Here is a 25,318-nt window from a genome sequence, read left to right on the forward strand (position 1 = left end):
CATGGCGGGCACGGAGGCGCTCCGGGCGCCGGACCCCGCCGCGGGCGGGGGGCAGGGCACGGCGGGGCCGAACCGCCGGTCGCCGCTGCGCCGCCTGGCCACCCGGCCCGAGCTGGGGTCGCTGCTGGGCGCGGTGGTGGTGTTCGCGGTGTTCTTCGCCGTGGCCGAGCCCTTCCGCACCGCCTCGGCCATGGGCACGGTCCTGTACGCCGCGTCGACCATCGGCATCATGGCGGTCGGGGTGTCGCTGCTGATGATCGGCGGCGAGTTCGACCTGTCGGCCGGGGTCGCGGTGGTCTCCTCGGCGCTCACCGCCTCGATGACCGCCTGGTGGTTCGGGCTCAACGTGTGGGCCGGGGTGGCGATCGCGCTGGCGGTGTCGCTGGGCATCGGGTTCCTCAACGGGTGGATCCTGGTGCGCACCCGGCTGCCCAGCTTCCTGGTGACGCTGGCGATGTTCCTCATGCTCCAGGGGCTCAACGTCGCGATCACCCGGATCGTCGTGGACGGGGTGTCCACCCGGAACATCTCCGACATGGACGGGTTCGCCTCGGCCCGGGCGGTGTTCGCGTCGTCCTTCCCGGTGGGCGGGCTGGACCTGCGCGTCACCGTGCTGTGGTGGGCGCTGTTCACCGCGCTGGCCACCTGGGTGCTGCTGCGCACCCGGGTCGGCAACTGGATCCAGGCGGTGGGCGGGGACGCAGAGGCCGCCCGGGCGATGGGCGTGCCGGTGGCGGGGGTGAGGATCGGGCTGTTCATGACGGTGGGGTTCTTCGCCTGGTTCTCCGGCATGCACCTGCTCTTCGCGTTCAACACCGTCCAGTCCGGCGAGGGCATCGGCAACGAGCTGCTGTACATCATGGCGGCGGTGGTCGGCGGCTGCCTGCTCACCGGCGGGTACGGGACGGTGGTGGGCGCGGCGGTCGGCGCGTTCATCTACGGGATGACCCGGCAGGGCATCGTGTACGCGGGCTGGGACAACTACTGGGTGATGTTCTTCGTCGGCGCGATGCTGCTGGCCGCCGTCGTCCTCAACGCGTGGTTCCGCGCCCAGGCCGACAGGGGGACGACATGACCGATGCGCCGCTGCTGGAACTGGCCGGGGTCGGCAAGGCCTTCGGCACCGTCCGGGCGCTCACCGGGGTGGACCTGGTGGTGCGGGCCGGGGAGGTGACCTGCATCCTCGGCGACAACGGCGCGGGCAAGTCCACGCTGATCAAGATCATCGCGGGGCTGCACCCGCCCACCACCGGGGTGTACCGGGTGGACGGGCGGGAGGTCGCCCTGTCCTCCCCGCGCCAGGCCCGCGACCTGGGCATCGCCACCGTCCACCAGGACCTGGCGATGGCGCCGCTGATGCCGGTGTGGCGCAACTTCTTCCTCGGGAAGGAGAAGCTGCTGCGGTGGGGCCCGTTCTCGATGGCGGACGCCGCGGGGATGCGGCGGATCGCCGACGCCGAGCTGCGCCGGATGGGCATCGTCCTGCCCGACATCGACGCGCCCGTGGGGAAGCTGTCCGGCGGCCAGCGCCAGGTGGTGGCGATCGCCCGGGCCGTGTACTTCGGCGCGCGGGTGCTGATCCTGGACGAGCCCACCGCCGCCCTGGGCGTCAAGCAGTCGGGGATGGTGCTCAAGTACATCGCCGCCGCCCGCGAGGAGGGGCTGGGGGTCGTGTTCATCACCCACAACCCGCACCACGCCCACCTGGTCGGAGACCACTTCGTGGTGCTCGACCTGGGCGAGGTCGTGCTGGACGCCGCCCGCTCCGAGGTCCGGCCCGAGGACCTGGTCCACCGGATGTCCGGCGGCGCCGAGCTGGAGGGCCTGCGGCACGAGCTCGAACGCGGCGGGAGCGCCTGAGGGCGCCCGCGGACCGGCCCGGGAGCCCCGGTCCGCGGGCAGGGGGGCGCCGCGCCCCGGCGGAGGCCGGGCCGCGGCGCCCTTCCGCGTGCCCGGCCCACCCTGCCGGGGGCGCGCGACCTTGACGGATCTCCGGTGGCGGGGTTACGGTCTCCTCAGTTGTTCGCCTTGAGAACAATAGTTCGCTATACGAACGGAAGGTCCTTCATGATCGCGCCACTGGACGAGGCGATCGCCGAACTCGTCCACGACGGCGACACGGTCGCCCTGGAGGGGTTCACCCACCTCATCCCCGTCGAGGCCGGGCACGAGATCATCCGCCAGGGGCTGCGCGACCTCACCCTGGTCCGGATGACCCCCGACATCGTCTACGACCGGATGATCGGCGCCGGCTGCGCCCGCAGGCTCGTGTTCTCCTGGGGCGGCAACCCCGGGGTCGGCTCCCTGCACCGGTTCCGCGACGCCGTCACCACCGGCTGGCCCGTCCCCCTGGAGATCGAGGAGCACAGCCACGCCGGGATGGCCAACCGCTACCTCGCCGGCGCCTCCGGACTGCCCTTCGCCGTCCTGCGCGGCTACAGCGGGACCGACCTGGTCGCGCACAACCCCCACATCAAGACCGTCGTCTGCCCCTTCACCGGGCAGGAGCTGGCCGCCGTCCCCGCCCTCAACCCCGACGTCACGGTCATCCACGCCCAGCGCGCCGACCGCGCGGGCAACGTCCAGATGTGGGGCATCATCGGCATCCAGAAGGAGGCCGCCCTGGCGGCCGACCGGGTCCTGGTGACCGTCGAGGAGGTCGTCGACACCCTCGAACCCGTCCCCGGCCAGGTCGTCCTCCCCGCCCGGGTGGTCGACCGCGTCAGCGTCGTCCCCGGCGGCGCCGCCCCCTCCTACGCGCACGGCTACTACGAGCGCGACAACGAGGCGTACAGGTCCTGGGACGCCGTCGGCCGCGACCGCGAGGCCTTCACCCGCTGGCTCGCCGACCTCACCGCCACCGCGCCCGCCGCCACCCCCGAGGGGACCGCCCTGTGACCACCGCGACCCGGACCTCCGACTGGACCTCCGACGAGATCATGACCGTGGCCGCGGCCCGCGCCCTGGGCGACGGCATGTCCTGCTTCGTCGGCATCGGCCTGCCCAGCACCGCCGCCAACCTGGCCCGCCGCACCCACGCCCCCGGCCTGTGGATGATCTACGAGTCCGGCACCCTGGGCACCGTCCCCGCCCACCTGCCGCTGTCCATCGGCGACGGCGTGCTGGCCGAGAGCGCCGACGCGGTCGTCTCCGTGCCCGAGGTGTTCAACCTCTGGCTCCAGGCCGGGCGCATCGACGTCGGCTTCCTGGGCGCCGCCCAGATCGACCGCTACGCCAACATCAACACCACCGTCATCGGCGACTACGCCGACCCCGAGGTGCGCCTGCCCGGCGCGGGCGGCGCCCCCGAGATCGCCGCCTCCTGCGGGGAGGTCGTCATCATCGTCCGGCACAGCACGCGCGCGTTCGTCGACCGGGTCGACTTCGTGACCTCCGTCGGCCACGGCTCGGGCCCCGGCGACCGCGAGCGCCTGGGCCTGCGCGGCCGGGGCCCCACCCGCGTCATCACCGACCTGGGCGTCCTGGAACCCGACCCCGACACCCGCGAACTGGTCCTCACCGGCGTGCACCCCGGGGTGACCGTCGACGAGGTGCGCGCCGCCACCGGCTGGGACCTCAGGGTCGCCCCGGACCCGGAGACCACCCCCGAGCCCACCACGACCGAGCTGTCGGTGCTGCGCTCCCTGACCGGAACGGGGGCCCGGTGATGGCCGACGTCCACATCCTCGACGCGGTGCGCACCCCCTTCGGCCGCTACGGCGGCGCCCTGTCCGGGGTGCGCCCCGACGACCTCGCCGCCCACGTGGTCGGCGCCCTGGTCGAACGCACCCCCGCCCTGGAGGGCGGGGCCGTCGACGAGGTCGTCCTGGGCAACGCCAACGGCGCCGGGGAGGAGAACCGCAACGTCGCCCGCATGGCCGCCCTGCTCGCCGGGCTGCCCACCACCGTCCCCGGCGTCACCGTCAACCGCCTGTGCGGCTCGGGCATGGAGGCCGCGATCCAGGCAGCCCGCGCCGTCCAGACCGGCGACGCCCGCCTGGTCCTGGCCGGGGGAGTGGAGTCCATGAGCCGCGCCCCCTGGGTGCTGCCCAAACCCGCCAAGGGCTTCCCCGCCGCCGACGCCGCCCTGCACTCCACCACCCTGGGCTGGCGCATGGTCAACCCGCGCATGCCCGGCCGGTGGACCGTGTCGCTGGGCGAGGCCACCGAGGGGCTCGCCGCCGCCCACGGCATCGGCCGCGACGACCAGGACGCCTTCGCCCTGGCCAGCCACACCAGGGCCGCCCGGGCCTGGGAACAGGGCGTGTTCGACGACGAGATCGTCCAGGTCCCCGGCGCCGCGCTCGACCGCGACGAGTCCGTCCGCGCCACCTCCGCCGACCGGCTCGCCGCCCTCAAGCCCTCCTTCCGGGAGGACGGCACCATCACCGCGGGCAACGCCTCCCCCCTCAACGACGGCGCCGCCGCCCTGCTCATCGGCGATACCTCCGCCGCCGAGGCCCTGGGCGTGCGGCCGCTGGCCCGCATCGCGGGACGCGGCGCGGCCGGGGTCGACCCCGACGTGTTCGGCATCGGCCCGGTCCGCGCCGCCGAGATCGCCCTGGAGCGCGCCGGGATCGGCTGGGGCGACCTGTCCGTCGTGGAGCTGAACGAGGCCTTCGCCGCCCAGGCCCTGGCCTGCATCCGGTCCTGGAGCGAACTGGACCCGGCAATCGTCAACCCGAACGGCGGAGCCCTCGCCATCGGCCACCCCCTGGGCGCCTCCGGCGCCCGCATCCTGGGCGCCCTCGCCCACGAGCTGCGCCGCCGCGGCGGCGGCTGGGGCCTGGCCGCCCTGTGCATCGGCGTCGGCCAGGGACTGGCCGTCGTCCTGCACGCCGACTGACCGAAACCGTCCCCACCACCCCCCGGGAAGGCCCGTACCCATGACCGAGACCCTGCTGGCGGACGGCCGCTGGTCGTCACGCATCCACACCGACGGCTGGCGGCCCGCCCCCGCCACCCGTACCGTCACCGCCCCCGCCACCGGCGAGGCCCTGGGCGAGGTCGGCCTGGCCACCGCCGCCGACGCCGCCGAGGCCGCCGAACGCGCCGACGGCGCCCGCCGCGCGTGGGCCGCCCGCACCCCCGCCGAGCGCGCCGCCGTGCTGCGCCGCGCCGGGGACCTGTTCGAGCGGCACGCCGAGGAGATCCGGGACTGGATCGTCAGGGAGGCCGGGAGCATCCCGCCCAAGGCCGCCATGGAGACGACCATCGCCGCCGCCGAATGCCACGAGGCGGCCGCCCTGCCCACCCACCCGCACGGCGACGTCCTCACCTCCAACGACGACCACTGGTCGTTCGCCCGCCGCCGCCCGGCCGGGGTGGTGAGCGTCATCGCCCCGTTCAACTTCCCGCTCATCCTGGCCATCCGCTCGGTCGCGCCCGCCCTGGCCCTGGGCAACGCCGTCCTGCTCAAGCCCGACCCGCGCACCACCGTCTCGGGCGGGGTGTCCATCGTCCGCGTCTTCGAGGAGGCCGGGCTGCCCGCGGGGGTGCTCCAGCTGCTGCCCGGCGGCGCCGACGTGGGCGAGGCCGTCGTGACCGCGCCCGCGGTGCGCGTGGTGTCCTTCACCGGCTCCACCCCGGCCGGCCGCAGGGTGGGCGAGGCCGCCGCCCGCCACCTCAAGCGCGCCCACCTGGAGCTGGGCGGCAACAACGCCCAGGTCGTGCTGCCCGGAGCGGACCTGGCCAGGGCCGTCTCCGCCGGGGCGACGGGGTCGTTCCTGCACCAGGGCCAGATCTGCATGAGCACCGGCCGCCACCTGGTCCACGAGTCCCTGTACGAGGAGTACGTGGCGGCGCTGGCGGAGAAGGCCGGCCGCCTGCCCGTCGGCGACCCGGCCGCCGGGTCGGTCGCCCTGGGGCCGATCATCGACCGGGGCCAGCTGGAGCGGGTGCACGGCATCGTCACCGCCACCGTCGAGGCGGGCGGCAGGCTCGCCGCGGGCGGCACCTTCGAGGGGCTGTTCTACCGGCCGACCGTGCTGTGCGACCTCACCCCGGACATGCCCGCCTGGCGGGAGGAGCTGTTCGGCCCGGTCGCCCCGGTGCTGCCGTTCGCCACGCCGGCCGAGGCGGTCGCGCTGGTCAACGACTCCGAGTACGCGCTGTCGGTCAGCCTGCTGGGCGAGGTCGGCGAGGCCATGCGGATCGCCGACCGCATCGACACCGGCAAGCTGCACATCAACGAGCACACCGTCGCCGACGAGGCCAACGCCCCGTTCGGCGGGTGGCGCGACTCCGGCACCGGTTCCCGGTTCGGCGGGGCGCAGGCCAACATCGAGGCGTTCACCGAGACCCAGTGGCTCACCGTCCGCCCCGACATCCCCGGCTACCCCTTCTGACCCGTCCGGCCCGGGCGCCCCGCGGGGCACCCGGGCCGGTGTCGGCGGCCTGCGGTAGCCTGCGCCCTCCGGGGCCGGAGCGCCCGGCGCCGCCGGCGAACGGAGAGAGGGGACGGCCATGGCCTCGATGACCCACCTGTACGCGGTCCTGCCGGTCACGGACGTGGAGGCCTCGCTCGGCTGGTACACGGCGCTCTTCGGCCGGCCCGCCGACGAGGTGGTCGGGGAGGAGACGATGTGGCGGGTGGACGAGGCGGCCTGGGTCGTCGTCGCCGCCCACCCCGACCGCGCAGGCGGCGGCATACTCACCCTCGGCGTCACCGGACTCGACCGGATCCTGGCGCGGCTGACCGCCCACGGCGCCGGCCGCGAACCGGTGGAGACCTACGGCAACGGCGTCCGGCACGTCGTCGCCCGCGACCCCGACGGCAACAGCGTGTCGCTGGCCGAGGCGCCCCCGGCCGAGTCCCCGTGAGCGCCGGTCAGGGCAGGAGGCCCGCCCGGCGGGCCGCCACGACCGTCTCCATCCGGGTGTGGGTGCCGAGCTTGCGCATCGCGCCGCGCAGGTAGCTCTTGACGGTCTCCGCGCCCAGTCCCAGGCGGCGGCCCACCTCCGCGTTGCCGCAGCCCACGGCCACCAGCGCGAGCACGTCCACCTCCCGCGGCGCCAGCGCCGGGGCCGGCGCCCGCCCGGGGGCCGGGCCGGACAGCCGGTCGCACACGCCGCGCAGCCGGTCGCGCAGCTCCGGGTCGGTCACCTCCTGGGCGATCGCCCGCAGCTCGGCGTGCGCCTCGCGCAGCCGCTCCCAGTCGGGCCCCGTACGCGGGTCGCGCGCCGCCCGCGTGATCTCGGCGGTCTCCACCCCCGCCACCCGGCGCTCCACCTCCGCGCGCACCGCCAGCTCGGCGGCCAGCCGGGACGCCGCGTGCTCCAGCGCGGCCACCGTGCGCGCGCCGATCGGCAGCGGCTCGCGCACCCCGCCGTACAGCAGCGCCGCCACCGACCCCGCCACCACGACCGGCACCGCGGCGACCGCGCGCAGCCCCTCGGCGCCCACCGGCGCGTCGTACTCGTGGCTGATCCGCCGGTCGGCGACGTAGTCGTCCACGCTGCCCGGCCGACCGGTGACCAGCACCCGCCCGCCCAGGCCGCTGCCGCCCCGGATCACCAGCCCCCGCAGGGCGTCGGTGCGCGCCCCCGCGATCTCGGTCAGCCGCACCGCCGTCCGCTCCGGCGCCGCCGTGCCGCCGAACAGCACGGGCAGGCCGGTGGTGCGCCGCGCCCGGCCCAGGGCGGCGCGGACGAGCACGGACACCCGGGGCACCAGGGAACCGGACGGGAGATGCGCGAGGGCCATCGGATCCTCCTGTGGGCCACCGGGCGCGGCGGGTGCGGGCGGACGCCCCGTCGGCACGGGGCACGGCCGCCGCCTCCCGCCGTGCGGACGGCGGCCGGAACGGCCGTGTGACCAGGATTACACACCGGCGCCGCCGGGAGACCACCCCCGAAAGGGGGTGGCGGGCCCCGGCGGCGTGCCCGATGCTCGGCCCCATGGGCGACACACGACTCTCCTACGCGTCCGGGACCTCCGACACCCCCCTGCTGGGCGACACCATCGGCGCGAACCTGGCGCGCACCGCCGCCCGCCACCCCGACCGCGAAGCGCTGGTGGAGGCCGAGACCGGCCGCCGCTGGACCTACGCCGAGTTCGACGCGGCCGTCGACGCGGTGGCCCGGGGCCTGCTGGCCCGCGGCGTCGCCCGGGGCGACCGGGTCGGCATCTGGTCCCCCAACAACGCCGAATGGGTCCTCACCCAGTACGCCACCGCGCGCATCGGGGCGGTCCTGACCAACGTCAACCCCGCCTACCGCTCCCACGAGCTCGACTACGTGGTCCGCCAGTCCGGCATGCGGCTCATGGTCGCCGCCACCGCGCACAGGTCCAGCGACTACCGGGCGATGCTCGCCGAGATCCGGTTCACCGAGACCGTGTTCATCGGCACCCCCGACTGGGACGCCCTGGTGGAGGCCGGGAGCGCCGTCGACCCCGGCGCCCTGGACGCCCGCGCCGCCGAGCTGTCCTGCGACGACCCCGTCAACATCCAGTACACGTCGGGCACCACCGGGTTCCCCAAGGGCGCGACCCTGTCGCACCACAACATCCTCAACAACGGGTACTTCGTCGCCCGTGGCCTGGGCTACACCGAACACGACCGGGTCTGCCTGCCCGTCCCGCTGTACCACTGCTTCGGCATGGTCATGGGCAACCTGGCGGCCACCTCCCACGGCGCGTGCATGGTGCTGCCCTCCGCGGCGTTCGACCCCGCGGCCGCGCTGCGCGCCGTCCAGGACGAGCGCTGCACCTCCCTGTACGGGGTGCCGACCATGTTCATCGCCGAGCTCGACCACCCCGACTTCGCCCGCTACGACCTGTCCACCCTGCGCACCGGCATCATGGCGGGCTCGCCCTGCCCGGTAGAGGTCATGAAGCGGGTCGTCGGCGAGATGAACATGGCCGAGGTCGCCATCTGCTACGGGATGACCGAGACCTCCCCGGTGTCCACCATGACCCGCCGCGACGACGACCTGCGCCGCCGCACCGAGACCGTCGGCCGGGTCATGCCGCACCTGGAGGTGAAGGTGGTCCGCCCCGGCACCACGGTCACCGCGCCGCGCGGCGAGGCGGGGGAGCTGTGCACCCGCGGCTACTCGGTGATGCTCGGCTACTGGGACGAACCGGACAAGACCGTCGAGGCCATCGACTCCGCCCGCTGGATGCACACCGGCGACCTGGCCGTCATGGACGACGAGGGCTACGTCGACATCGTCGGCCGGATCAAGGACATGGTCATCCGCGGCGGCGAGAACATCTACCCCCGCGAGGTCGAGGAGTACCTGTACACCCACCCCGACATCGCGGACGTACAGGTCATCGGCGTCCCCGACCGCAAGTACGGCGAGGAGCTCATGGCCTGGGTGATCATGCGCCCGGGCGCCGAACCCCTCACCGAGCGGGCGCTGGCGGAGTTCTGCGAGGGGCGGCTGGCCCACTACAAGATCCCGCGCCGCGTCCACGTCGTCGACGCGTTCCCCATGACCGTCACCGGCAAGGTCCGCAAGGTCGAGATGCGCCAGGCCGCCATCGACCTGCTCGGACTGCACGACCACCGGGGATGACGGGCCGGGGCCGGGCCCCTGAAAGGGGAGGGGCCCGCCCCGGCGCGGCCGGCCCGGTCAGCGGCCGGCGACCTCCCGCAGGCCGGGCAGGCCCGCGGCCGCCTCCGGCTCGTAGACCCGCGCGAGGACGAGGAACAGCAGCGCCACCCCCAGGGCACCGGGGTCGGGGACCCCGACGGCGCGCTCGCCCACGTAGCTGGCGCGGCCGCGCCGCGGGGTGAGGTCCGCCGTACCCGCCGCGCCCCGGGCCGCGGCCTCGGCCGCGGCGCTGAAGGGGGCGTCCGACCCGTCCCGGGCGGCGTCCCCCAGCGCCCGGGCGGCGGGCGCGAGCGCGTCCACCAGGGTGCTGTCGCCGACCTCGGCGCCGCCCACCCGCCGGACGGCGGCCAGGCCCGCCTCCGCGGCCTCCGCCGCCGAGCGCGCGTCTGGCACCCCCTCCTCCGGCCAGGCCACCGCGCCGAGCTGCTGGAACAGGAGGCCGAAGAGCGGCCCGCTGGTACCGCCCACGTCGTCCAGGAACGCCCGGGCCAGCGCCCCCATGCCGCCGCCCGCCGCCCCGTCCAGGGCCTGAGCCCGGCGCACCCCGCCCAGGAGGTTGTCGCCGAAGTCGCCGTCGCCGACGAGCTGGTCGAGCGCGGTGAGGTCGTCGCGCGACTCCGCGACGGCCTCGGCGAAGCGGTCCAGGACGGTCCGGCCGGACGGGTCGGCGGCGCCCTCCGCCTCCGGGGCCGGCCCGGGCCGCACCACCGCCCCGGCCGCGGCCTCCGCCGTCAGCGTGCGGGAGGGGAGCACCAGCGGGGTGTCCGAGGGCGCGGTCCACAGCTGTACCCACTCCGGTTCCATCCGGGTCAGGGTGAGGGAGAACCCGGACATGTCCAGGGCCGCGGTGAAGGTCCCGGGCACCACCGCCAGGGGCTCGGCGCCGCGCGCGGACAGCGCGTTGTACAGCAGCGAGCCGACGGCGTGCAGCTCCAGGCCGGTGGTGGCGCCCAGGCCGTTGACCAGCGCCAGCACGCGCTCCTGCCCGGCGGGTAGGGCCGCGAGCAGGTCGTCGGCCATGCGTTCCACCAGCTTCTCGACGGGGAGGCGCTCGACGGTGCCGGTGCCGCGCTCGCCGTGGATCCCCACCCCGTACTCCAGGGTCCCGGCGTCCAGGGCGAAGGCGGGCTCCCCGGTCGCCGGGGAGGTCTGCGCCCGGGCGGCCACCGCGATGCTGCGCGAGCGCGCCACGATCCGCGCGCCCAGGTCGGCGAGCTCGTCGAGCCCGGCCCCCTGGTCGGCGCGGGCGCCGAGCAGCTTCTCCAGCACGACGGTCGCCGCGGTGCCGCGGCGGCCGGTCGCGGAGTCCTCGCCGTCGGTGGCCAGGTCGTCGTCGACCAGGACGGTGGCGACCGGGACCCCCTCGTGGCGCAGGCGCTCGGCGGCGATCCCGAAGTTGATGACGTCGCCGGTGTAGTTCTTCACGATGAGCAGGACCCCGCCGTCCCCGGCGACGGCCGCGCAGGCCGCGTGGATCTGCCGGTTGTGCGGGGAGGCGAAGACCGCGCCCGGGCAGACGGCGTCCAGGCCGCCGGGCCCCAGCAGGCCGGTGTGCAGCGGCTCGTGCCCGGAGCCGCCGCCCGACACCAGCGCGACGGTGCGGCCCGGGGCGCGGGTCCTCGCGCGCAGGAACAGGGGGTCCTCGTGGACCTCGATCAGGCCGGGGTGGGCCAGGGCGAGACCGCGCGCGGCGGTCGCGACCGGGTCGGCGGACGGCAGGAAGTGGGTCATCGGTGCTCCGTTCGGTGTGGGGACGGTCGGGCGGGTCTCAGTGCCAGGCCAGCCGGGACCGCCGCGCCCAGTAGGCGTCGGCGGGCTCGGCCAGCGCGGCGAGCCCGTCCCGCTGTTCGGGGTCCAGGACGATGTCGGCGGCGCGGAGGTTGGCGGCGAGCTGGTCGACGGTGGCGGCCCCGGAGAGCACGATGTCGGCCCAGGGCTGCGCGATGACGGCCGCCAACGCGACGGCGTCACTCGTCGTACCCGTTTCGCGGGCGATCCGCGCCACCGGCTCCAGCTCCGGTGCCAGGTGCGGGCCGGCCAGGCGGCCGTTGGCCATGGCCTCCTTGACGATCACCGTGCGGCCCTCGGCGTGCGCCTGCGCCAGCGCCTCGCCCGCGGAGCGCTCCAGCACGTTGTAGGTGCTCTGCACGCTGTTGAACAGGGGCCGCCCGCCCACCGTGACCTCCAGCGCCGCGCGGATGGTCTCCGCCTGGCGGGGGCCGCTGGTGGACAGGCCGACGGTCACCCCCTCGGCGGCCAGCCGGGCCAGCTCCCCGTGCAGCTCGGTGTCGCCCAGCGCCGGGCTCTCGGGGGTCACCGAGTGGACCTGGTAGACGCCCAGCCGGCCGCCGAGCAGCGCGCGGGTCTCGGCGAGCTGGCGGCGGTACTCGGCGACGCCGTGGTCCTTGACCTCGTGGACATCGGCGTCGGTGCGCCAGCCGGCGGTGTAGGTGTAGCCCCACTTGCTGCCGACCACCACGTCCGCGACCCGGGGCCGGGCCGCCAGCCACCCGGCCAGGAACTCCTCGGCCAGGCCGTAGGAGCGGGCGGCGTCGAAGTAGCGCACGCCGCGCTCGTAGGCGGCGTCCATCAGGGCGAACGCCCGCTCCCGCAGCGCCTCGGGCGAGCGCACGGCGGGCAGGTCCGTGTCCCGGCCCAGGTTGATGTAGCCGGGCCGCCCGACGGCGGCCAGGCCCAGGCCGATGCGCAGGGGCGGTGCGGTCCGTGGAGTCGCGGTCAAGAGAGGAGCCTTCCGAGCGGTCTGCGGTCGGTGCCGTGCGGGCGGCGGTCCGCCCGCTCCGGTCACCCATCCTGCGCGATCCGGGCGCCGATCGCCACGAGGGCGGTCCGGCGCCCCGGCTCCGGCGGCGTTTCACACCGGGCCACCGGCGCGTGGACACCGCGCCGCGGCGGCGGGCGCTTGTAGGGTCCCAGGGGTACGGGCGGATCGCGCCACGGCCCGCCGGGCGGCGCTCCGTCGAGAGGATTCGGGTTCTCGGTCCAGGAGCGGACGAACATGGGCAGTACGGCTCAGATCGGTGTCACAGGCCTCGCGGTGATGGGGCGCAACCTCGCACGCAACTTCGCGCGCAACGGCTACACGGTGGCCGTGCACAACCGGACGGCGGCGCGCACCCGCGCCCTCGTCGAGGAGTTCGGCGGCGAAGGCGACTTCGTCGCGACGGAGACCGCCGAGGAGTTCGTGGCGGCCCTGGAGCGGCCGCGCCGCCTCGTCGTCATGGTCAAGGCGGGCGAGCCCACCGACGCGGTGATCGCCGAGTTCGCCCCGCTGCTGGAACCCGGCGACATGATCGTCGACGGCGGCAACGCGCACTTCGCCGACACCCGGCGCCGCGAGCGCGAACTGCGCGAGCGCGGCATCCACTTCGTCGGCACCGGGGTCTCCGGCGGCGAGGAGGGCGCACTGAACGGGCCCAGCATCATGCCCGGCGGGTCCGCGGAGTCCTACGAGGCCCTGGGCCCGATGCTGGAGAGGATCGCCGCCAGGGCCGACGACGGCGCGCCCTGCGTCACCCACGTCGGCCCCGACGGCGCCGGGCACTTCGTCAAGATGGTGCACAACGGCATCGAGTACGCCGACATGCAGCTCATCGGCGAGGCCTACCAGCTGCTGCGCGACATCGCGGGGTACGACCCGGCGCGGATCGCCGACGTGTTCCGGCGCTGGAACACCGGCCGCCTCGACTCCTATCTCATCGAGATCACCGCCGAGGTGCTCTCCCACGTGGACGCCGCCACCGGGAAGCCCTTCGTGGACGTGGTCCAGGACCGGGCCGAGCAGAAGGGCACCGGCCGCTGGACGGTGCAGACCGCCCTGGACCTGGGCGTCCCCGTGTCGGGGATCGCCGAGGCGGTGTTCGCCCGGTCGTTGTCGGGCCACGCCGACCTGCGCGCCGCCTCCCGCGGGCTGCCGGGGCCGACGGCCCGGCCGCTGCCGCCGGAGCGGGCCGAGGCGTTCGCCGACCGGGTGGAGCAGGCGCTGTACGCGTCCAAGATCGTGTCGTACACGCAGGGGTTCCACCAGATCGCCGCCGCGAGCGCGGAGTACGGCTGGGGGATCGACGCGGGCGCGGTGGCCCGGATCTGGCGCGGCGGCTGCATCATCCGGGCCGCGTTCCTGGACCGGATCACGGCCGCCTACGAGGCCGACCCGGGACTGGTGTCGCTGCTGTCGGACGCGGAGTTCGCGCGGGAGATCGGCCGGGCCCAGGACGACTGGCGGTCCGTCGTGTCCCTCGCCGTCGCCGAGGGGGTGCCGGTGCCGGGGTTCGCCGCGGCGCTGGCGTACTACGACGGGATGCGCGCGGACCGGCTGCCCGCCGCCCTCACCCAGGGCCAGCGGGACTACTTCGGCGCGCACACCTACCGCCGCACCGACCGCGAGGGGGTCTTCCACACCCTCTGGGGCGGCGACCGCTCCGAGGTCGAGGGCTGAGGCGCCCCGGCCTCCGGGCCCGGCCCCGCGGCGTCAGTCGGCGGAACGCTGCCGCGGGGCCCGCTCCACGTCCAGGCCCTCGGCGGACACGCCGGTCACCCCGTGGGTGGCGGCGGCGATCTCGATCGCCTCGCGCCGCTGCTCCTCGGTGACCGGCAGGACCGAGGACAAGGTCACGCGGCCCCCGGTGCTCTCGACCGAGATCGCCTCCTCGGGCAGGCCCAGTCGCTCGGCCAGATCCCCGCGGATCTTGGAGCCGATGAGTCGGTCCGAAAGCGCGCTCCGTGTGGCACCGGCCATCGCGGTCCCCTTCCTCTCCTCGCGGGCGTGCGCCCTGCTTCGGACATCCTCCTGGTCACCGGCGGCCGGAGCCAAGAGCCCACCCGCCGCGCCCCGCCGGGGGCGGAGCTTCGTGGTTCTCTGTGGTGTTTCGTCCCTGCCCCGCGCCCGACGGGACCCGGGATTCGGCCCTGCTGAGCGCCCCCTTTCGGTCCGGCTCCTCGCCGCCCTCCCGCCCCCGGCGGTACGCTGCGACCCCCGACCGAAAGCGAGCGCCCCCATGCCCCCCGAGCCCCGCCCACCCGGGCCCGGGCCGTGGCCGTGCCCGTGCTGCGGGTACCTCGTGCACGGGGACGGGCCCGGAGGGCACGGCATCTGCCCGATCTGCCGCTGGCAGGACGACCCCGTCCAGCTGCGGTGGCCGCTGTCCGGGGGAGGCGCGAACCGGTCGTCGCTGCTGGAGGCCCAGCGCCACTACGCCGCCCACGGCGTGTCCCGCGAGGCCGGACGCGCCCACGCCCGGCCCGCGACGGAGCACGACGTGCGCGACCGGGGGTTCCGCCACATCGACCTGCTCATCGACGACATCGAGCTCGCCGCCGACCCCCGCGTGCCCTGGCCCGCCGACCGCACCGAGCTGTACTGGTGGCGCCCCGGCTTCGGCCACTGGCGGAGAGGCCCCCACCACGGAGAGACCCCATGACCCTGACCGACCCCCGCACGCTCTTCGACGCCGCCGTGGCCGCCGTCGACGGGCCCCCCGGGGGGCGTCCATGTACTGTCGCGCGCCCCGACGCCTGAGCGTCCGGCGGCGGTGGTGCGGGGGAGCGCCGGCCCCGCCGTCTAGCATGGCCGGTACCGCAGCAGGAACCATCCGCAGAGAGGTGCGCGCCCCGTGACGTTCGCAGATCTCCACCGGCCCGGCCGACCGTTCGTGCTGCCCAACGCCTGGGACGTCGCCTCGGCCCGGCTGCTCGCCCGCGAGGGCTTCCCCGCGGTCGGCACCACCAGCCTGGGCGTGGCCGCCGCGCACGGCCTGGCCGACGCCTCCCGCAGCGGCGGGGAGGCCACCGCCCGCCTCGCCCGCGACCTGGTCGGCGCGCGCCTGGGCCGGTACCTGACCGTCGACATCGAGGACGGGTTCTCCGACGACCCGGCCGCCGTCGCCGAGTTCGTCGCCGGACTGGGCGTCGACGGGGTGAACATCGAGGACAGCACCCGCGGGGAGCTGATCGCCCCCGAGGCGGCCGCCCGCAAGATCGCCGCCGTCAAGGAGGCGGCCCCCGCCGTCTTCGTCAACGCCCGCACCGACGTCCACTGGCTCGGCGGCACCGACCTCGACGACACGCTCGCCCGGCTCGCGGCCTACGCCGAGGCGGGGGCGGACGGCGTGTTCGCGCCCGGGCTCGCGGACCCCGGCGCCATCGAGGCCGTCGCCGTCGAGATCGCCCTGCCCCTCAACGTCCTGGCCACCCCGGCGCTCGACCTCCGCCGGCTGGGGGAGCTGGGCGTGGCCCGGGTCAGCACCGGCTCCCTGCTCTATCGGGCCGCCCTCGGTCGCGCCGTGGACACAGCCCTGGCCGTCCGCGACGGGCTGCCGCTGCCCGGCGCCGTCTCCTACGCGGACGTGCAGGCCCTCGCCGGGGACGCCCCGCCCGCGGAGTAGTCCGGCCGGGAGCCCCCGCGCCGGGCGGGCGGCGAGGGGGTCGGACCCCCGTCGCCCCCCGCCCGGGTGGAACACGGCTCCGCCGCCGGTCACCCCTCGTCGCCGGGCGCACCGTCCCCCGGGGCCCCGGAGGGCGGCTCGCCCGTTCCGGGCCCGCCCTCTCCAGGGTCGCCCTCCCCGGGCCCACCCATGCCGGTCGCCTCCTGCTGGGTGACGCTGCCGGCGTAGTCGTTGGCGGGGTCGCGGTAGACGGTGTGGATGTGGCCCCACCCGGACGTGGTGTACCCGTCCACGTCGGCGCCCGCCGACCCCTGCTGGTCGGCGAACTCCACGTAGACGTCCGGCCCCGAGATCTGGAAGTAGATGCCGTCGCCCCGGGACATGTCGTACTCGGTGGCCCCGGACCAGTTCACGTAGGTCTCGTCCAGGGTCGCCTCGATCTCGGCCAGGGCCGCGGCCGTGGTCTCCTCGTCCGCCAAGCCGACCCAGTTCGCGACCACGTCCAGGAGCAGTTGCTTCTGCTCGTCGGTCAGGTCCGCCCCGGCCAGACCGGTCCCCGTCGGGTACGAGCAGGTCCCGCCGGGCGCGCAGGTCAGGTTCCGGACCTCCGACCCCTGGTACAGGTCGGCCTTCTGCTCCTCGGTCAGGCTGTCGTAGAAGGCGAAGGCCGTCTCGTACATGCCCGCGAGCGGCTGGACCTCCTCGCCCTCCTCGTTCGTGTAGACCGCGGGCTGGGAGCCCAGGTGCGTGGGTGCGAACGTGACCGAGTCGTCGGAGCCGTCCAGCGTGGCGTTCAGGCCCAGGTGGTGCCCGCCGAACTGCACCTGCCACGCGCCGGTGTCGGAGGGGTCGCCGAAGAAGGCGATGTAGTACCGCCCCAGCGAGTCCTCGGTGCTGGAGCTGTTCTCCAACAGGAACTCATCGCCGCCCATGATGCCGGTGACGGTCTCGTACCCCTCCTCGCTCAGCAGCGCTTCGAGGACCTCCATGGCCGCCGCCCGCTGCTTCCCGGTCAGGTCGTCCAGGTCCAGCCCGGCCCGGTCGACGAACGTGACCGGGAAGTTCGACCACGTCGTGGTCTTGGACTCGTCGTCGTAGGCGTAAAGCAGTTGCTCGCGCTGCTCGTCCGACAGCGTCTCCATGAACGCCTGGGCGGCGGCCGCGGTGCCGGTGACCGTCTCCTCGCGCGTCGAGGCCGGGGCCGCCGCGTCCGCCGTCGAGGACGTGGTCGCGGCCGGGGCCCCGTCGGCGGAGCCCGTGGCGGCGCACCCGCCGAGCACGAGGACCGCCGACAGGGCCGCCGCGATCCATGCCTTCTTCGTGCGCGCCGGCCGGCGCCGGGCACGCGCGGTTCTCTGGTCGGTGGTGTTCGTCATGGACACGACGGTAGGAAGCGGACCTGGGAGTTCCCTGAGCGCCGACCGTGAGAAGCGCGGGAACGGCGGGTCTCCGCGCCGCACCGCCCGTACCCGGCCCGGGGCCCGCAGGGCCCCGGAGGCCGCCCCCTCGCCTGCTGGAACACGGCCGCGGCGCCGCCGCGGCCGTCCTCCCGGGCGCACGCCGGAGGGGACGCCCGTCACAGGGCGGGGAGACGGGCGCCACCGTGTGCTCCGCGCCACGGCGGCGCCCCGCGGCCCGGAACGGCTGTGCCCGCCTCTCAGCCGTGCAGGGCGGGCCGGTAGACGAGCTCCTGGATACGGCCGTCGAACGTCCGGCTCGCCACCAGTTCGAGGTCGAAGTCGGCCGCCCCCTCGAAGATCCGGCCGGTCCCGGTCCGGCCGCTGACCACGGGGAAGAGCGTCACCTGGAGGAGGTCGACGAGCCCGGCGGCCATCAGCGCCCGGTTCATCGACAGGCTGCCGTGCGAGCGCAGCGGCACCCCGGACTCCTCCTTGAGCCGGGCGACCACGTCCACGGCGTCACCGGCCGCGAGGGTCGCGTCCGGCCAGTCCAGGGGGCCGGTGAGCGTCGTCGACACCACCGTGGTCGGCATGCTCCGCATCCGGGCGTTCACCGGGTCGATGTCGGCCTCGGGGATCGGGCCCAGCAGCTCCGTGAACTGCCGGAAGGTGGTCGCCCCGAGGACCAGGCGCTGGTCCGCGCCGAGCACGGCGCGGCGGTCGGCGAGGAACTCCGGTCCCTGCTTGCCCCAGTACCCTCCCCAGTCCCCGTCGGGGCCGTAGGAGCCGTAGCCGTCAAGGGTGGAGAAGACGTCCCAGGTGTAGGTGGCGGTCATGGCGCTCTCCTCGCGTTCGTTCGACGACGTGTCGGTGGTACCGACCAGGCTCCGCCGCGGAACTCATCGTGCTCGACGCCCCGGATCCCCGCCATCTCCCGGGCCCGTGCCCCGAGGGCCGCCGGGGCGCCGTGCCCGCCCGCTTCCCGGAGCCCCCGGCCCGGCGGGAGGACGGCGGGGGCGCGGGCCCGGATCGGCCCGCGCCCCCGGAGGCGTTCGCGCCTACTCCTCGTCCGCTTCGTCGTCCTGCGCGCCGAACGGCGACCCCGGCGGGTTGGAGCCGTCGGTGACCTGCGGCTCGCCCGTGGCGCTCTCGGCCAGCCACTCGTCCCAGCTCAGCTGCCAGTAGCCCCAGCCGTTGTCCCACTCCTTGACGCGGTCGGTCCCGGTGGTCTCCAGGACGTCGCCCATCAGGGTGTTCTCGAAGAACCACCGGGCGTCGTCCATCCGCAGGTTGGTGCACCCGTTGGAGGTGTTGGCGCTGCCGATGTTGCCGTTGTAGGACGCCTCGTGGACGAACTCGCCGCTGTTGGACGTCCGCACCGCGTACTGCACCGTGGTGCTGTACCCGTTGCGCCCCGCGGGCAGTTCGACCGTGTCGGAGTCCATGAGCAGCGTCTCGTACCGCTCCATGAGCACGTGGACGCCGCTGCTGGTGGTGGAGAAGTTCGACGTCCCGTCGCCGTTGCTCACCGGGATGGTGCGCACCTCCTCGCCGTCGACGGTGACGACCATCTCGTGGTCGGGCACGTTCATGTCCATGCGCAGCTCGCGGCCGATCTCGAACTCCAGGCGGTGGTCCCGCACCCCGTACACCCCCTCGGCGGCCCGCACGCCCGCCAGGTGCATCTCCACGCTCACCTGCTGGTACGGCTCCCAGTAGGTCTCGGGCCGGAACACGACGGTCTTGTCGTCGAGCCACCGCCACGACCCCGCCACGCCCTGCTCGGAGACCACCTTGAGGGAGTTCTCCACCGCGGTCTTCTCGGTGACCGGGAGATCGAACCCGATGGTGATCGGCATGCCCACGCCCACGGTCTCACCCGAGGTGGGGAAGTTGTGGCTCAGCTCCAGGCGCTGCCCCTCGACCGCCGCCTCGGTGGTGAACTCGTGCACCAGTTCGGTGGGCTCGCCGTCCGCGTTCTCCGCGGTGGCGGTGACGGTCACGTCGGCGCCGGGGGCCAGGTTCCAGTCGGCGGTCCAGGCGGTGCCGTCCTCGCTGAGGGTGCCGGTCATCTCGAAGGGGGAGGCCTCGTCTTCGGCCTGGCCGGGGACCACCTGGTCGACCGTGACCTCGGAGATGGTCCCGTTCTCCGCGGTGACGGTGACCGGTGTGTTCGGGGCGACGGCCTCCGCGCCGGCCTCGGGGGCGATGGTGAGGACCGCGGCCTCGGAGCCCGAACCGCCGGGGTCGTCGCCTCCGCCCGAGGAGGTGCAGGCGGTCGCCGCGAGCGCGAGCGCCGCCAGAGCGATGCCGAACCGGCCCGGAGCCGACGGGGGGATCGTGCCCATCACTGTGGGTCCTCGTTTCCTTAGAACGCTGGTGTCCTATAAGACTCCCGTCCCCGGAAAAGGTTCGCTCATACGGGGCATCCCGGGGCATATTTCGCTCACAGCCGGAGCGCCCCGACCCCCGGCGGGAACGACCGGGGCGGAAGGCGGACCGCTGCGCCGGGTACGCTGCCCGGCCCCGGAGAGGTGCGGGTGCCGGCCTGCGGGATGTGCCGCACCGCCCCGCACGTGGCCGGGGGCCTGCCGGTGTACTGGCCCCGGGTGGTGCCCGGGCGCGAGGCCGTCGGCGAGGTCGCCGCGACGGGGAGGACGTCACCGCGCCCCGGGCGGGCGAACGCGTGGACGCCGCCTGGCTGCGGCACACCTGCGGCCGCTGCCAGCCCTGCCTCCGCGGCGCCGAGAACCTGTGCCCGGACTCCCGCTACACCGGCTGGGACGCCGACGGCGGCTACGCCGGGTACGCCGTGCCCCGGCCGCCTGCGCGCACCCCTTGCCGGACGGGAACGGTGACCGCGACCCGGCGCCGCTGTCATGCGCGGACATCATCGGATACGAGGAGGCGCCCAGAGCGCTGGAGGACTTGAAGGCGGGCCGGTTCGCGGGCGCCCGGGACGCCGACCGGCTGTGCGGGACCGGTCCTGGAGGGGACCGGGTGGGCGGGGCCCGGCGCGCCGGTGGCACGCCGGGCCCCGCACGGGCGGATCAGTGCCCCTCGTGCCCCTCGGGGGACCCGGAGGGCGCGTCCGGGGCGGGCCCGGTGCCCAGCATCCCCTGCATCTCCGCGATCTCCTCCTCCTGCGCGTCCACGATCTCCTGCGCCAGCGCGCGGGCCTCGGGGTCGACCCCCTCGGCCAGCTCGGCCTCGGCCATCGCCACCGCGCCCTCGTGGTGGGCGATCATGTGCTCCAGGAACAGGCGGTCGAACTCCTCGCCCTCGGCGGACTCCAGATCGGCCATCTGCTCCTCGGAGAGCATGCCCTCCATCATCCCGTCCGAGTGCTCCATCCCCTCCGGGGAGGTGTCCGCGCCCCAGGACTCCAGCAGCCCGGTCATCTGCTCGATCTCGGGCCCCTGGGCGTCGCGGATGCGCTCGGCCAGGTCGGAGACCTCCTCCCCGGCGCGGGTCTGCGCCAGGTCGGCCATGGCCACGGCCTGCTCGTGGTGCGGGATCATCATCTGCGCGAAGTGCACGTCGGCGTCGTTGAACTCCGCGGCGCTCTCCTGCGCGGCCGGCTCCCGGGGGTCGGCCGGGGCGTCGTCGGTGCCGCAGGCGGCCAGGGCCAGTGCGGCGAAGAGTGCGGCGGCGGTGCCCTTGAGGGCACGGTTCACGAAGGTCATGGCGACCTCGCTTCCTCTCGTCTGTGGGTGTTCTCCGTGTATCGGCGAGAGGCGGGCGCGGAGCGGCCGCGCGGGACCGTCCGGCGCCCGCGCGGATCCTATATACGGAACACCTGGAGATCGGAGAGGACCGGACGCTTCCCGGCGGCCACCGACGGCGGGTCGTCGCCGCGCAGGGCACCGGTCGCGGCGGCGGGCGCGGGCGGCCCGGGCCAGGGCGTGAAGGCCGTTGCGGCGAGCCCGGCCCACGGCAGCCCGGGGCCGGCGAGCGTGGGGCACACCGACGTGGGGTCCAGCTCCGGCAGCGCGGAGGAGGCGGTCTCCAGGACCGGCTCCACGTGTGCCCCGGAGAGGGTGTGCGCGACGGGCGCCGTGTGGGCGGCGGGCGCGGGGTGCGCACCGTGCGCCGCCTGGGCGGCGGGTGCCGCGTGCGCGGCACCGTGGCCGCGGCCCCCGTGGTCGGCGTGGCCGAGCGTGTGCATGGCACCGAAGGCGGCCAGCAGCACCGCGAGCAGCAGCGCCCGCACCCACGGGGAGAGCCCCGGGGCGAAGGCGGGTCGCTGCGTCGTCGCGGTCACGGCGGCAGTCTACATTCCCCAACCAGGTAGGGGTATCGGGGTCGCCTCCAGGGCGCCCGTGCCGCCCCCCGTGCCCATGAGCGCTGCACCTGGGCGCCGCCTTCCCTCCCCACCTCTGTGGGGAGCCGCTTCCGGATGCCGTCTCCCCGCCCGGACGCCCTCGTTCCCACCCCGGCCGTGGGGCGCCCTCTCCGGCCGACCGCCCCTCCGTCCCGCCGGGACCGCTCACGCGGACCCCTCCCGCCGCACCTTCGCGCAACGGATCTGATTCGTGTTCGCGCAGTTCAACAGGGCTGTTCGCGCCCTCCATTACCCGAGAGGTAATCGACGCCCTTCCCTCCGGCCGGGATGCTCGGTGGTGTCGACGGACACGACCCGGAAGGGGAACCACCATGACCACCCGTACCGCTCCCGCCACCGCCTCCGCCACCCGGCCGCTGCGCCTGCTGCTGGGCACCGACGCCGCCACCTGCCTCGCCGCCGGAGCGCTGCTCACCGCCGCCTCCCCGTGGCTGCCGGGCCTGCTCGCCCTGCCCGCCGCCCTGCTCGTCCCGGCGGGGGTCTTCCTGTTGGGCTTCGGCGCCTGGCTGGCCCTGCTGGCCTCGGGGCGCGGCCTGACCCGCGCGGCGGTGCGGGCCGTCATCGCGATCAACGCCGTCTGGGTCGCGGCCACCGGGGCCCTGGGCCTGGGCGTCCTGGTCGACCCGAACGGGTTCGGCACGGCGTTCCTGCTGGTGCAGGCGGGCGCCGTCGCCGGGCTGGCCGCCCTGGAGGCCGTCGCTCTGGGCCGCGCGGACCTGGCCTGACGCACCGCCCGTCTAAGGTGGTCCGCAGCAACCGGGGAAGGGGGCGGAGTGACCGGGACGACCGAGCGCGCGGAGGCCGGCGGGCTCCTCAGGGAGTGGCGCGGCCGCCGCAGGCTCAGCCAGCTGGAGCTGTCGCTGCGTGCCGGGGTCTCCGCCCGCCACCTGAGCTTCGTGGAGACCGGCCGCTCCCGCCCGGGCCGCGAGATGATCCTGCGGCTGGCCGAGTGCCTGGACATCCCCCTGCGCGAGCGCAACCGGCTGCTGCTCGCCGCGGGGTACGCCCCGGTCTTCGCCGAACGCCCGCTGGACGACGCCGACATGGGCCCGGTGCGGGAGGCCGTCCGCCGGATCCTGGCCGGGCACGACCCGTATCCGGCGGTGGTCGTCGACCGCGACTGGACCCTCATCGAGGCCAATACCGGGATCGGCCTGTTCCTGGAGGCGGTCGATCCCGACCTGCTGGCCCCGCCCGTGAACGTGCTGCGGCTGGGCCTGCACCCGCGCGGCATGGCGCCCGCCATCGTCAACCTCGACCAGTGGCGGGCGCACCTGCTGCACCGGCTGCGCCTCCAGGCCGACTGGTCCGGCGACGCCGGCCTGGCCGGGCTCTACCGGGAACTGGCCGCCTACCCGGGCGGCGACCCGGGGCCGCCCCGCGAGACGCCGCCCATCGCGGTGCCCCTGCGGCTGCGCCTGGGCGGGCGGGAGCTGTCGTTCCTGTCCACGGTGGCGACGTTCGGCACCCCGCTGGACGTCACCGTCTCCGAGCTCGCCATCGAGTCGTTCTTCCCGGCCGACGACGCGACGGCCCGGGCCCTGGGCGCCGTCCGCGCCCCCGCCTGACCCCGGGCCTCCGGAGTTCGGCCCCGGTTCCCGGCTCCGGATCACCCTCCGGGCCGGGACGCGGGACCCCGGGGCCGCCTCAGTGGTAGGACCACATCACCATTTCCGCCGCCGCGAAGTTCCGGGCCCGGAGCTCGTCGCGCTGGATGATCCAGAACGGGCACGCCACGATCCCGGGGTCCTCGGGCATGTCCAGCTGGGCCTGGGCCAGCAGCACCCAGCCCCCCTTCTCGTCCTCGGGGGAGGAGTCCATGATGGGCGGGTCCTGCGGCGAGTAGGCGTATCCGCCCAGGATGATGCCGTCCTCCCACTCCACCGTCCGGTGGCCGTGGTCCTCCAGTCGGTACTCCTCGTAGAGGCGCGCGGTCTCCGGGTCGGAGAGGACCGCGTCGTCGGCGCTCGTCGGCAGGCTCGGGACGACCCGGGCGTAGAGAGGGCGCGGTTCGATGACGGGGAGGGCGCTGCCGTCCTCGGGGAGTGCGCGCTCGGTCGTGGGCGTCCCCGCGGGGACGTAGACCACGGAGTCGGAGACCTGCCTCGACGTCTGGCAGTCGGGGTCGGTCCTGTCGGTGAAGAACAACAGGTGGCCCTCGCGCGGCAGCGGGAGGTGGCAGCCGTCCGGGGGGAGGGCGGCGCAGTCGACGGTCGCGACCAGGTCCAGGCCGTTGTCCCACTCCACGCCCTCGGGAAGCGAGGGGAGGCCGCCGTACCGCCCGACCGGGGCGCCGCCGTCCCTGTTCGAGGGGCTGAGCTCGGTCTGGGGCAGGACGAGGCTCAGCGCCAGGTCGATGGCGTGTTCGGGGACGCCCGCTTCGCGCGCTCTGTCGCGGTATGCCTGGGAGGGGTTCATACCGGACATGCTGCCGCAGCCGGGGGACACTCCGCACCGTAGCGGTGGCGGTCGCGGTGGCGGGCGCCCTGCTCAGGCGGGTGTGTCCGGGTCGCCGTCGACGGCGGCGGCGATGCGCGGGACCAGCTGCTCCAGTGCGTACGGCAGGCTCAGCACCGTGCTCCAGGTCAGCGCGCCCGACACCACCACGTCGTCCACGATGAGCGCGCGCCCCTGCGCCGCCACGTCCAGGCTCTGGTACACCCGGTGGTCGGCCAGGTCCTCGCGCAGCCCCGGGCTGAACCCGGCGTTCCACAGCAGCAGGTCGCGGTCGAGCAGCTCGAAGTCCTCCTCCGGCAGCGGGGCGGCGTCGGAGTCCCCGGTCAGCTCGGCGATCTCCGCCGGCGACTCGAACCCCAGCGCCTCCAGGAACCGCGTGCGCGGGTCGGTGGGGGAGCGCACCACGAAGGTCCGGTCGAACCGCTCGGCGACCACGGCTCCGGCCCCCTGGAACCGCGGGTGGGCCGCGCTCATCTCGGCGAACCGCGCCTCCACCCCGGCGACGAGCCCGGCGGCCTCCTCCTCCCGGTCCAGCGCCCGGCCGATCGCCAGCGTCATCTCGTCCCAGGGCGCACCCCAGTCGGGGAAGTCGCCGAGCTGGGCGACCGTGGGCGCCAGCACCGACAGGGCGTCGTAGTCCTCCTGCGTCAGGCCGCTGTACAGCCCGACGATCAGATCCGGTTCCAGGGTGGCGATGAGCTCCAGGTCGGGCCGGTCGCCCTCCGGCCGCGGCATCACCTCCGGCGCGGCCCCGCCCAGCGAGCCCTGCGCCCACGGCCAGACCCCGTGGGCGAACTCCTCGTAGAAGTTGGTGACGCCCACCAGCCGCGGGCCCGCGCCCAGGGCCAGCACGGCGTCCACGTCGGTCAGGCCCACGGTGACGATCCGCTGGGGTTCGGCGGGGATCTCGGTGGCGCCGAACCTGTGCTCCACGGTCAGCGGGTACCCGCCGCGGCCCGCGGACGCGCCCGGGTCCGCGTCGTCGCGGCCCCGGCCGCAGCCGGCCGCGGCCAGCCCCAGCGCGCCCGCGGTACCGGCCAGCAGGGCGCGTCGGCTGAGGGAGGGGTGGGGCACGGCGACCTCCGGGGGAAGGGGGGCGATTCGGTCAGCCTTGCCTAACACCACCCCGCCCCACCGCGCAACAGCCCAGC

The 25,318-nt window shown here is 75.2% G+C and carries 25 protein-coding genes; 14 read left to right on the forward strand and 11 right to left on the reverse strand.

Annotated elements, in window-relative coordinates:
• Position 1: 1 nt before the first annotated feature.
• From ABZ249_RS08665 to ABZ249_RS08695, 7 genes are all read left to right on the forward strand, one after another.
• A complete protein-coding gene (locus ABZ249_RS08665; protein WP_355259230.1) occupies positions 2-1,075 on the forward strand; it encodes an ABC transporter permease in 1,074 nt (357 codons plus the stop codon).
• On the forward strand, positions 1,072-1,860 hold the full coding sequence (locus ABZ249_RS08670) for an ATP-binding cassette domain-containing protein (RefSeq protein ID WP_355259233.1): 789 nt from the start codon (positions 1,072-1,074) through the stop codon (positions 1,858-1,860). Before ABZ249_RS08665 ends, ABZ249_RS08670 begins: the two co-directional genes overlap by 4 nt.
• Before the next feature lie 207 nt (positions 1,861-2,067).
• The gene (locus ABZ249_RS08675) at positions 2,068-2,898 is read left to right on the forward strand and encodes a CoA-transferase (RefSeq protein WP_220561645.1); all 831 of its coding nucleotides are present in this window, start codon (positions 2,068-2,070) and stop codon (positions 2,896-2,898) included.
• A 41-nt stretch (positions 2,899-2,939) separates the two neighbouring features.
• The gene (locus ABZ249_RS08680) at positions 2,940-3,668 is read left to right on the forward strand and encodes a CoA-transferase (protein ID WP_355259591.1); all 729 of its coding nucleotides are present in this window, start codon (positions 2,940-2,942) and stop codon (positions 3,666-3,668) included.
• The gene (locus ABZ249_RS08685) at positions 3,668-4,846 is read left to right on the forward strand and encodes a thiolase family protein (protein ID WP_355259236.1); all 1,179 of its coding nucleotides are present in this window, start codon (positions 3,668-3,670) and stop codon (positions 4,844-4,846) included. Before ABZ249_RS08680 ends, ABZ249_RS08685 begins: the two co-directional genes overlap by 1 nt.
• Before the next feature lie 40 nt (positions 4,847-4,886).
• On the forward strand, positions 4,887-6,347 hold the full coding sequence (locus tag ABZ249_RS08690; protein WP_355259239.1) for a benzaldehyde dehydrogenase: 1,461 nt from the start codon (positions 4,887-4,889) through the stop codon (positions 6,345-6,347).
• 118 nt (positions 6,348-6,465) lie between these two features.
• Positions 6,466-6,822, forward strand: coding sequence for a VOC family protein (locus ABZ249_RS08695; RefSeq protein WP_355259242.1), 357 nt, complete (start codon positions 6,466-6,468; stop codon positions 6,820-6,822).
• Between the two features lie 7 nt (positions 6,823-6,829).
• Here the strand turns inward: ABZ249_RS08695 and ABZ249_RS08700 are convergent, their stop codons facing one another.
• Entirely contained in the window at positions 6,830-7,705 is an 876-nt protein-coding gene (locus tag ABZ249_RS08700; RefSeq protein WP_355259245.1) for a helix-turn-helix transcriptional regulator, read from the reverse strand.
• Positions 7,706-7,899: 194 nt separating this feature from the next.
• On the opposite strand from ABZ249_RS08700, the gene ABZ249_RS08705 reads away from it, so the two are divergent.
• Positions 7,900-9,525 carry an AMP-binding protein gene (locus ABZ249_RS08705; protein WP_355259248.1) on the forward strand — a complete coding sequence of 542 codons (1,626 nt, stop codon included), beginning with the start codon at positions 7,900-7,902 and terminating at the stop codon, positions 9,523-9,525.
• 57 nt (positions 9,526-9,582) lie between these two features.
• On the opposite strand, the gene ABZ249_RS08710 is transcribed toward ABZ249_RS08705, so the two are convergent.
• Together ABZ249_RS08710 and ABZ249_RS08715 are read right to left on the reverse strand one after the other, a co-directional pair.
• Positions 9,583-11,295, reverse strand: a complete 1,713-nt coding sequence (locus ABZ249_RS08710; protein WP_355259251.1) for a dihydroxyacetone kinase family protein — start codon at positions 11,293-11,295, stop codon at positions 9,583-9,585.
• Between the two features lie 37 nt (positions 11,296-11,332).
• Complete coding sequence (locus tag ABZ249_RS08715; protein WP_355259254.1) at positions 11,333-12,304, reverse strand: aldo/keto reductase; 972 nt, start codon at positions 12,302-12,304, stop codon at positions 11,333-11,335.
• Between the two features lie 276 nt (positions 12,305-12,580).
• Here ABZ249_RS08715 and gndA point away from each other — a divergent pair, with 276 nt between their 5' ends.
• Positions 12,581-14,020 carry an NADP-dependent phosphogluconate dehydrogenase gene (gndA, locus tag ABZ249_RS08720; protein WP_355259257.1) on the forward strand — a complete coding sequence of 480 codons (1,440 nt, stop codon included), beginning with the start codon at positions 12,581-12,583 and terminating at the stop codon, positions 14,018-14,020.
• A gap of 33 nt (positions 14,021-14,053) precedes the next feature.
• Here the strand turns inward: gndA and ABZ249_RS08725 are convergent, their stop codons facing one another.
• The gene (locus ABZ249_RS08725; protein WP_220561636.1) at positions 14,054-14,320 is read right to left on the reverse strand and encodes a BON domain-containing protein; all 267 of its coding nucleotides are present in this window, start codon (positions 14,318-14,320) and stop codon (positions 14,054-14,056) included.
• A 259-nt stretch (positions 14,321-14,579) separates the two neighbouring features.
• On the opposite strand from ABZ249_RS08725, the gene ABZ249_RS08730 reads away from it, so the two are divergent.
• Positions 14,580-15,002: a CPCC family cysteine-rich protein gene (locus tag ABZ249_RS08730; protein ID WP_355259260.1), complete on the forward strand. Its 423-nt coding sequence runs from the start codon at positions 14,580-14,582 to the stop codon at positions 15,000-15,002.
• Between the two features lie 192 nt (positions 15,003-15,194).
• Positions 15,195-15,965, forward strand: coding sequence for an isocitrate lyase/phosphoenolpyruvate mutase family protein (locus tag ABZ249_RS08735; RefSeq protein WP_355259263.1), 771 nt, complete (start codon positions 15,195-15,197; stop codon positions 15,963-15,965).
• Between the two features lie 89 nt (positions 15,966-16,054).
• On the opposite strand, the gene ABZ249_RS08740 is transcribed toward ABZ249_RS08735, so the two are convergent.
• The 3 genes from ABZ249_RS08740 to ABZ249_RS08750 all read right to left on the reverse strand — a co-directional run bounded on the left by ABZ249_RS08740 (position 16,055) and on the right by ABZ249_RS08750 (position 19,713).
• Complete coding sequence (locus ABZ249_RS08740; protein ID WP_355259266.1) at positions 16,055-17,341, reverse strand: DUF3500 domain-containing protein; 1,287 nt, start codon at positions 17,339-17,341, stop codon at positions 16,055-16,057.
• A gap of 281 nt (positions 17,342-17,622) precedes the next feature.
• The gene (locus ABZ249_RS08745) at positions 17,623-18,201 is read right to left on the reverse strand and encodes a dihydrofolate reductase family protein (protein ID WP_355259269.1); all 579 of its coding nucleotides are present in this window, start codon (positions 18,199-18,201) and stop codon (positions 17,623-17,625) included.
• Positions 18,202-18,423: 222 nt separating this feature from the next.
• Positions 18,424-19,713, reverse strand: a complete 1,290-nt coding sequence (locus ABZ249_RS08750; protein ID WP_355259272.1) for an Ig-like domain-containing protein — start codon at positions 19,711-19,713, stop codon at positions 18,424-18,426.
• A 338-nt stretch (positions 19,714-20,051) separates the two neighbouring features.
• On the opposite strand from ABZ249_RS08750, the gene ABZ249_RS08755 reads away from it, so the two are divergent.
• Positions 20,052-20,297, forward strand: a complete 246-nt coding sequence (locus ABZ249_RS08755; RefSeq protein WP_355259275.1) for an alcohol dehydrogenase catalytic domain-containing protein — start codon at positions 20,052-20,054, stop codon at positions 20,295-20,297.
• A gap of 118 nt (positions 20,298-20,415) precedes the next feature.
• Here the strand turns inward: ABZ249_RS08755 and ABZ249_RS08760 are convergent, their stop codons facing one another.
• Positions 20,416-21,051 carry a DUF305 domain-containing protein gene (locus tag ABZ249_RS08760; RefSeq protein WP_355259278.1) on the reverse strand — a complete coding sequence of 212 codons (636 nt, stop codon included), beginning with the start codon at positions 21,049-21,051 and terminating at the stop codon, positions 20,416-20,418.
• Positions 21,052-21,149: 98 nt separating this feature from the next.
• Positions 21,150-21,629 (reverse strand): hypothetical protein, encoded by a 480-nt coding sequence (locus ABZ249_RS08765; RefSeq protein ID WP_355259281.1) that lies wholly within the window; start codon positions 21,627-21,629, stop codon positions 21,150-21,152.
• Positions 21,630-22,021: 392 nt separating this feature from the next.
• Here ABZ249_RS08765 and ABZ249_RS08770 point away from each other — a divergent pair, with 392 nt between their 5' ends.
• Positions 22,022-22,435 carry a hypothetical protein gene (locus ABZ249_RS08770; RefSeq protein WP_355259284.1) on the forward strand — a complete coding sequence of 138 codons (414 nt, stop codon included), beginning with the start codon at positions 22,022-22,024 and terminating at the stop codon, positions 22,433-22,435.
• Positions 22,436-22,483: 48 nt separating this feature from the next.
• A complete protein-coding gene (locus ABZ249_RS08775) occupies positions 22,484-23,278 on the forward strand; it encodes a helix-turn-helix transcriptional regulator (RefSeq protein ID WP_355259287.1) in 795 nt (264 codons plus the stop codon).
• Between the two features lie 79 nt (positions 23,279-23,357).
• Here ABZ249_RS08775 and ABZ249_RS08780 read toward each other — a convergent pair whose 3' ends face one another.
• Together ABZ249_RS08780 and ABZ249_RS08785 are read right to left on the reverse strand one after the other, a co-directional pair.
• A complete protein-coding gene (locus ABZ249_RS08780) occupies positions 23,358-24,128 on the reverse strand; it encodes a DUF1963 domain-containing protein (RefSeq protein ID WP_355259290.1) in 771 nt (256 codons plus the stop codon).
• 72 nt (positions 24,129-24,200) lie between these two features.
• Complete coding sequence (locus ABZ249_RS08785; protein ID WP_355259293.1) at positions 24,201-25,241, reverse strand: iron-siderophore ABC transporter substrate-binding protein; 1,041 nt, start codon at positions 25,239-25,241, stop codon at positions 24,201-24,203.
• Positions 25,242-25,318 lie beyond the last annotated feature (77 nt).

This window comes from Nocardiopsis sp. NPDC006139 (assembly GCF_040614155.1).
GTDB lineage: Bacteria > Actinomycetota > Actinomycetes > Streptosporangiales > Streptosporangiaceae > Nocardiopsis > Nocardiopsis changdeensis.

Bases quoted from the DNA above. Each gene is read 5' to 3' on its own strand.
- ABZ249_RS08665 (WP_355259230.1), top strand. From the start codon at position 2: ATGGCGGGCACGGAGGCGCTCCGGGCGCCGGACCCCGCCGCGGGCGGG.
- ABZ249_RS08670 (WP_355259233.1), top strand. From the start codon at position 1,072: ATGACCGATGCGCCGCTGCTGGAACTGGCCGGGGTCGGCAAGGCCTTC.
- ABZ249_RS08675 (WP_220561645.1), top strand. From the start codon at position 2,068: ATGATCGCGCCACTGGACGAGGCGATCGCCGAACTCGTCCACGACGGC.
- ABZ249_RS08680 (WP_355259591.1), top strand. From the start codon at position 2,940: ATGACCGTGGCCGCGGCCCGCGCCCTGGGCGACGGCATGTCCTGCTTC.
- ABZ249_RS08685 (WP_355259236.1), top strand. From the start codon at position 3,668: ATGGCCGACGTCCACATCCTCGACGCGGTGCGCACCCCCTTCGGCCGC.
- ABZ249_RS08690 (WP_355259239.1), top strand. From the start codon at position 4,887: ATGACCGAGACCCTGCTGGCGGACGGCCGCTGGTCGTCACGCATCCAC.
- ABZ249_RS08695 (WP_355259242.1), top strand. From the start codon at position 6,466: ATGGCCTCGATGACCCACCTGTACGCGGTCCTGCCGGTCACGGACGTG.
- ABZ249_RS08700 (WP_355259245.1), bottom strand. From the start codon at position 7,705: ATGGCCCTCGCGCATCTCCCGTCCGGTTCCCTGGTGCCCCGGGTGTCC.
- ABZ249_RS08705 (WP_355259248.1), top strand. From the start codon at position 7,900: ATGGGCGACACACGACTCTCCTACGCGTCCGGGACCTCCGACACCCCC.
- ABZ249_RS08710 (WP_355259251.1), bottom strand. From the start codon at position 11,295: ATGACCCACTTCCTGCCGTCCGCCGACCCGGTCGCGACCGCCGCGCGC.
- gndA (WP_355259257.1), top strand. From the start codon at position 12,581: ATGGGCAGTACGGCTCAGATCGGTGTCACAGGCCTCGCGGTGATGGGG.
- ABZ249_RS08725 (WP_220561636.1), bottom strand. From the start codon at position 14,320: ATGGCCGGTGCCACACGGAGCGCGCTTTCGGACCGACTCATCGGCTCC.
- ABZ249_RS08730 (WP_355259260.1), top strand. From the start codon at position 14,580: ATGCCCCCCGAGCCCCGCCCACCCGGGCCCGGGCCGTGGCCGTGCCCG.
- ABZ249_RS08740 (WP_355259266.1), bottom strand. From the start codon at position 17,341: ATGACGAACACCACCGACCAGAGAACCGCGCGTGCCCGGCGCCGGCCG.
- ABZ249_RS08745 (WP_355259269.1), bottom strand. From the start codon at position 18,201: ATGACCGCCACCTACACCTGGGACGTCTTCTCCACCCTTGACGGCTAC.
- ABZ249_RS08750 (WP_355259272.1), bottom strand. From the start codon at position 19,713: ATGGGCACGATCCCCCCGTCGGCTCCGGGCCGGTTCGGCATCGCTCTG.
- ABZ249_RS08760 (WP_355259278.1), bottom strand. From the start codon at position 21,051: ATGACCTTCGTGAACCGTGCCCTCAAGGGCACCGCCGCCGCACTCTTC.
- ABZ249_RS08770 (WP_355259284.1), top strand. From the start codon at position 22,022: ATGACCACCCGTACCGCTCCCGCCACCGCCTCCGCCACCCGGCCGCTG.
- ABZ249_RS08780 (WP_355259290.1), bottom strand. From the start codon at position 24,128: ATGAACCCCTCCCAGGCATACCGCGACAGAGCGCGCGAAGCGGGCGTC.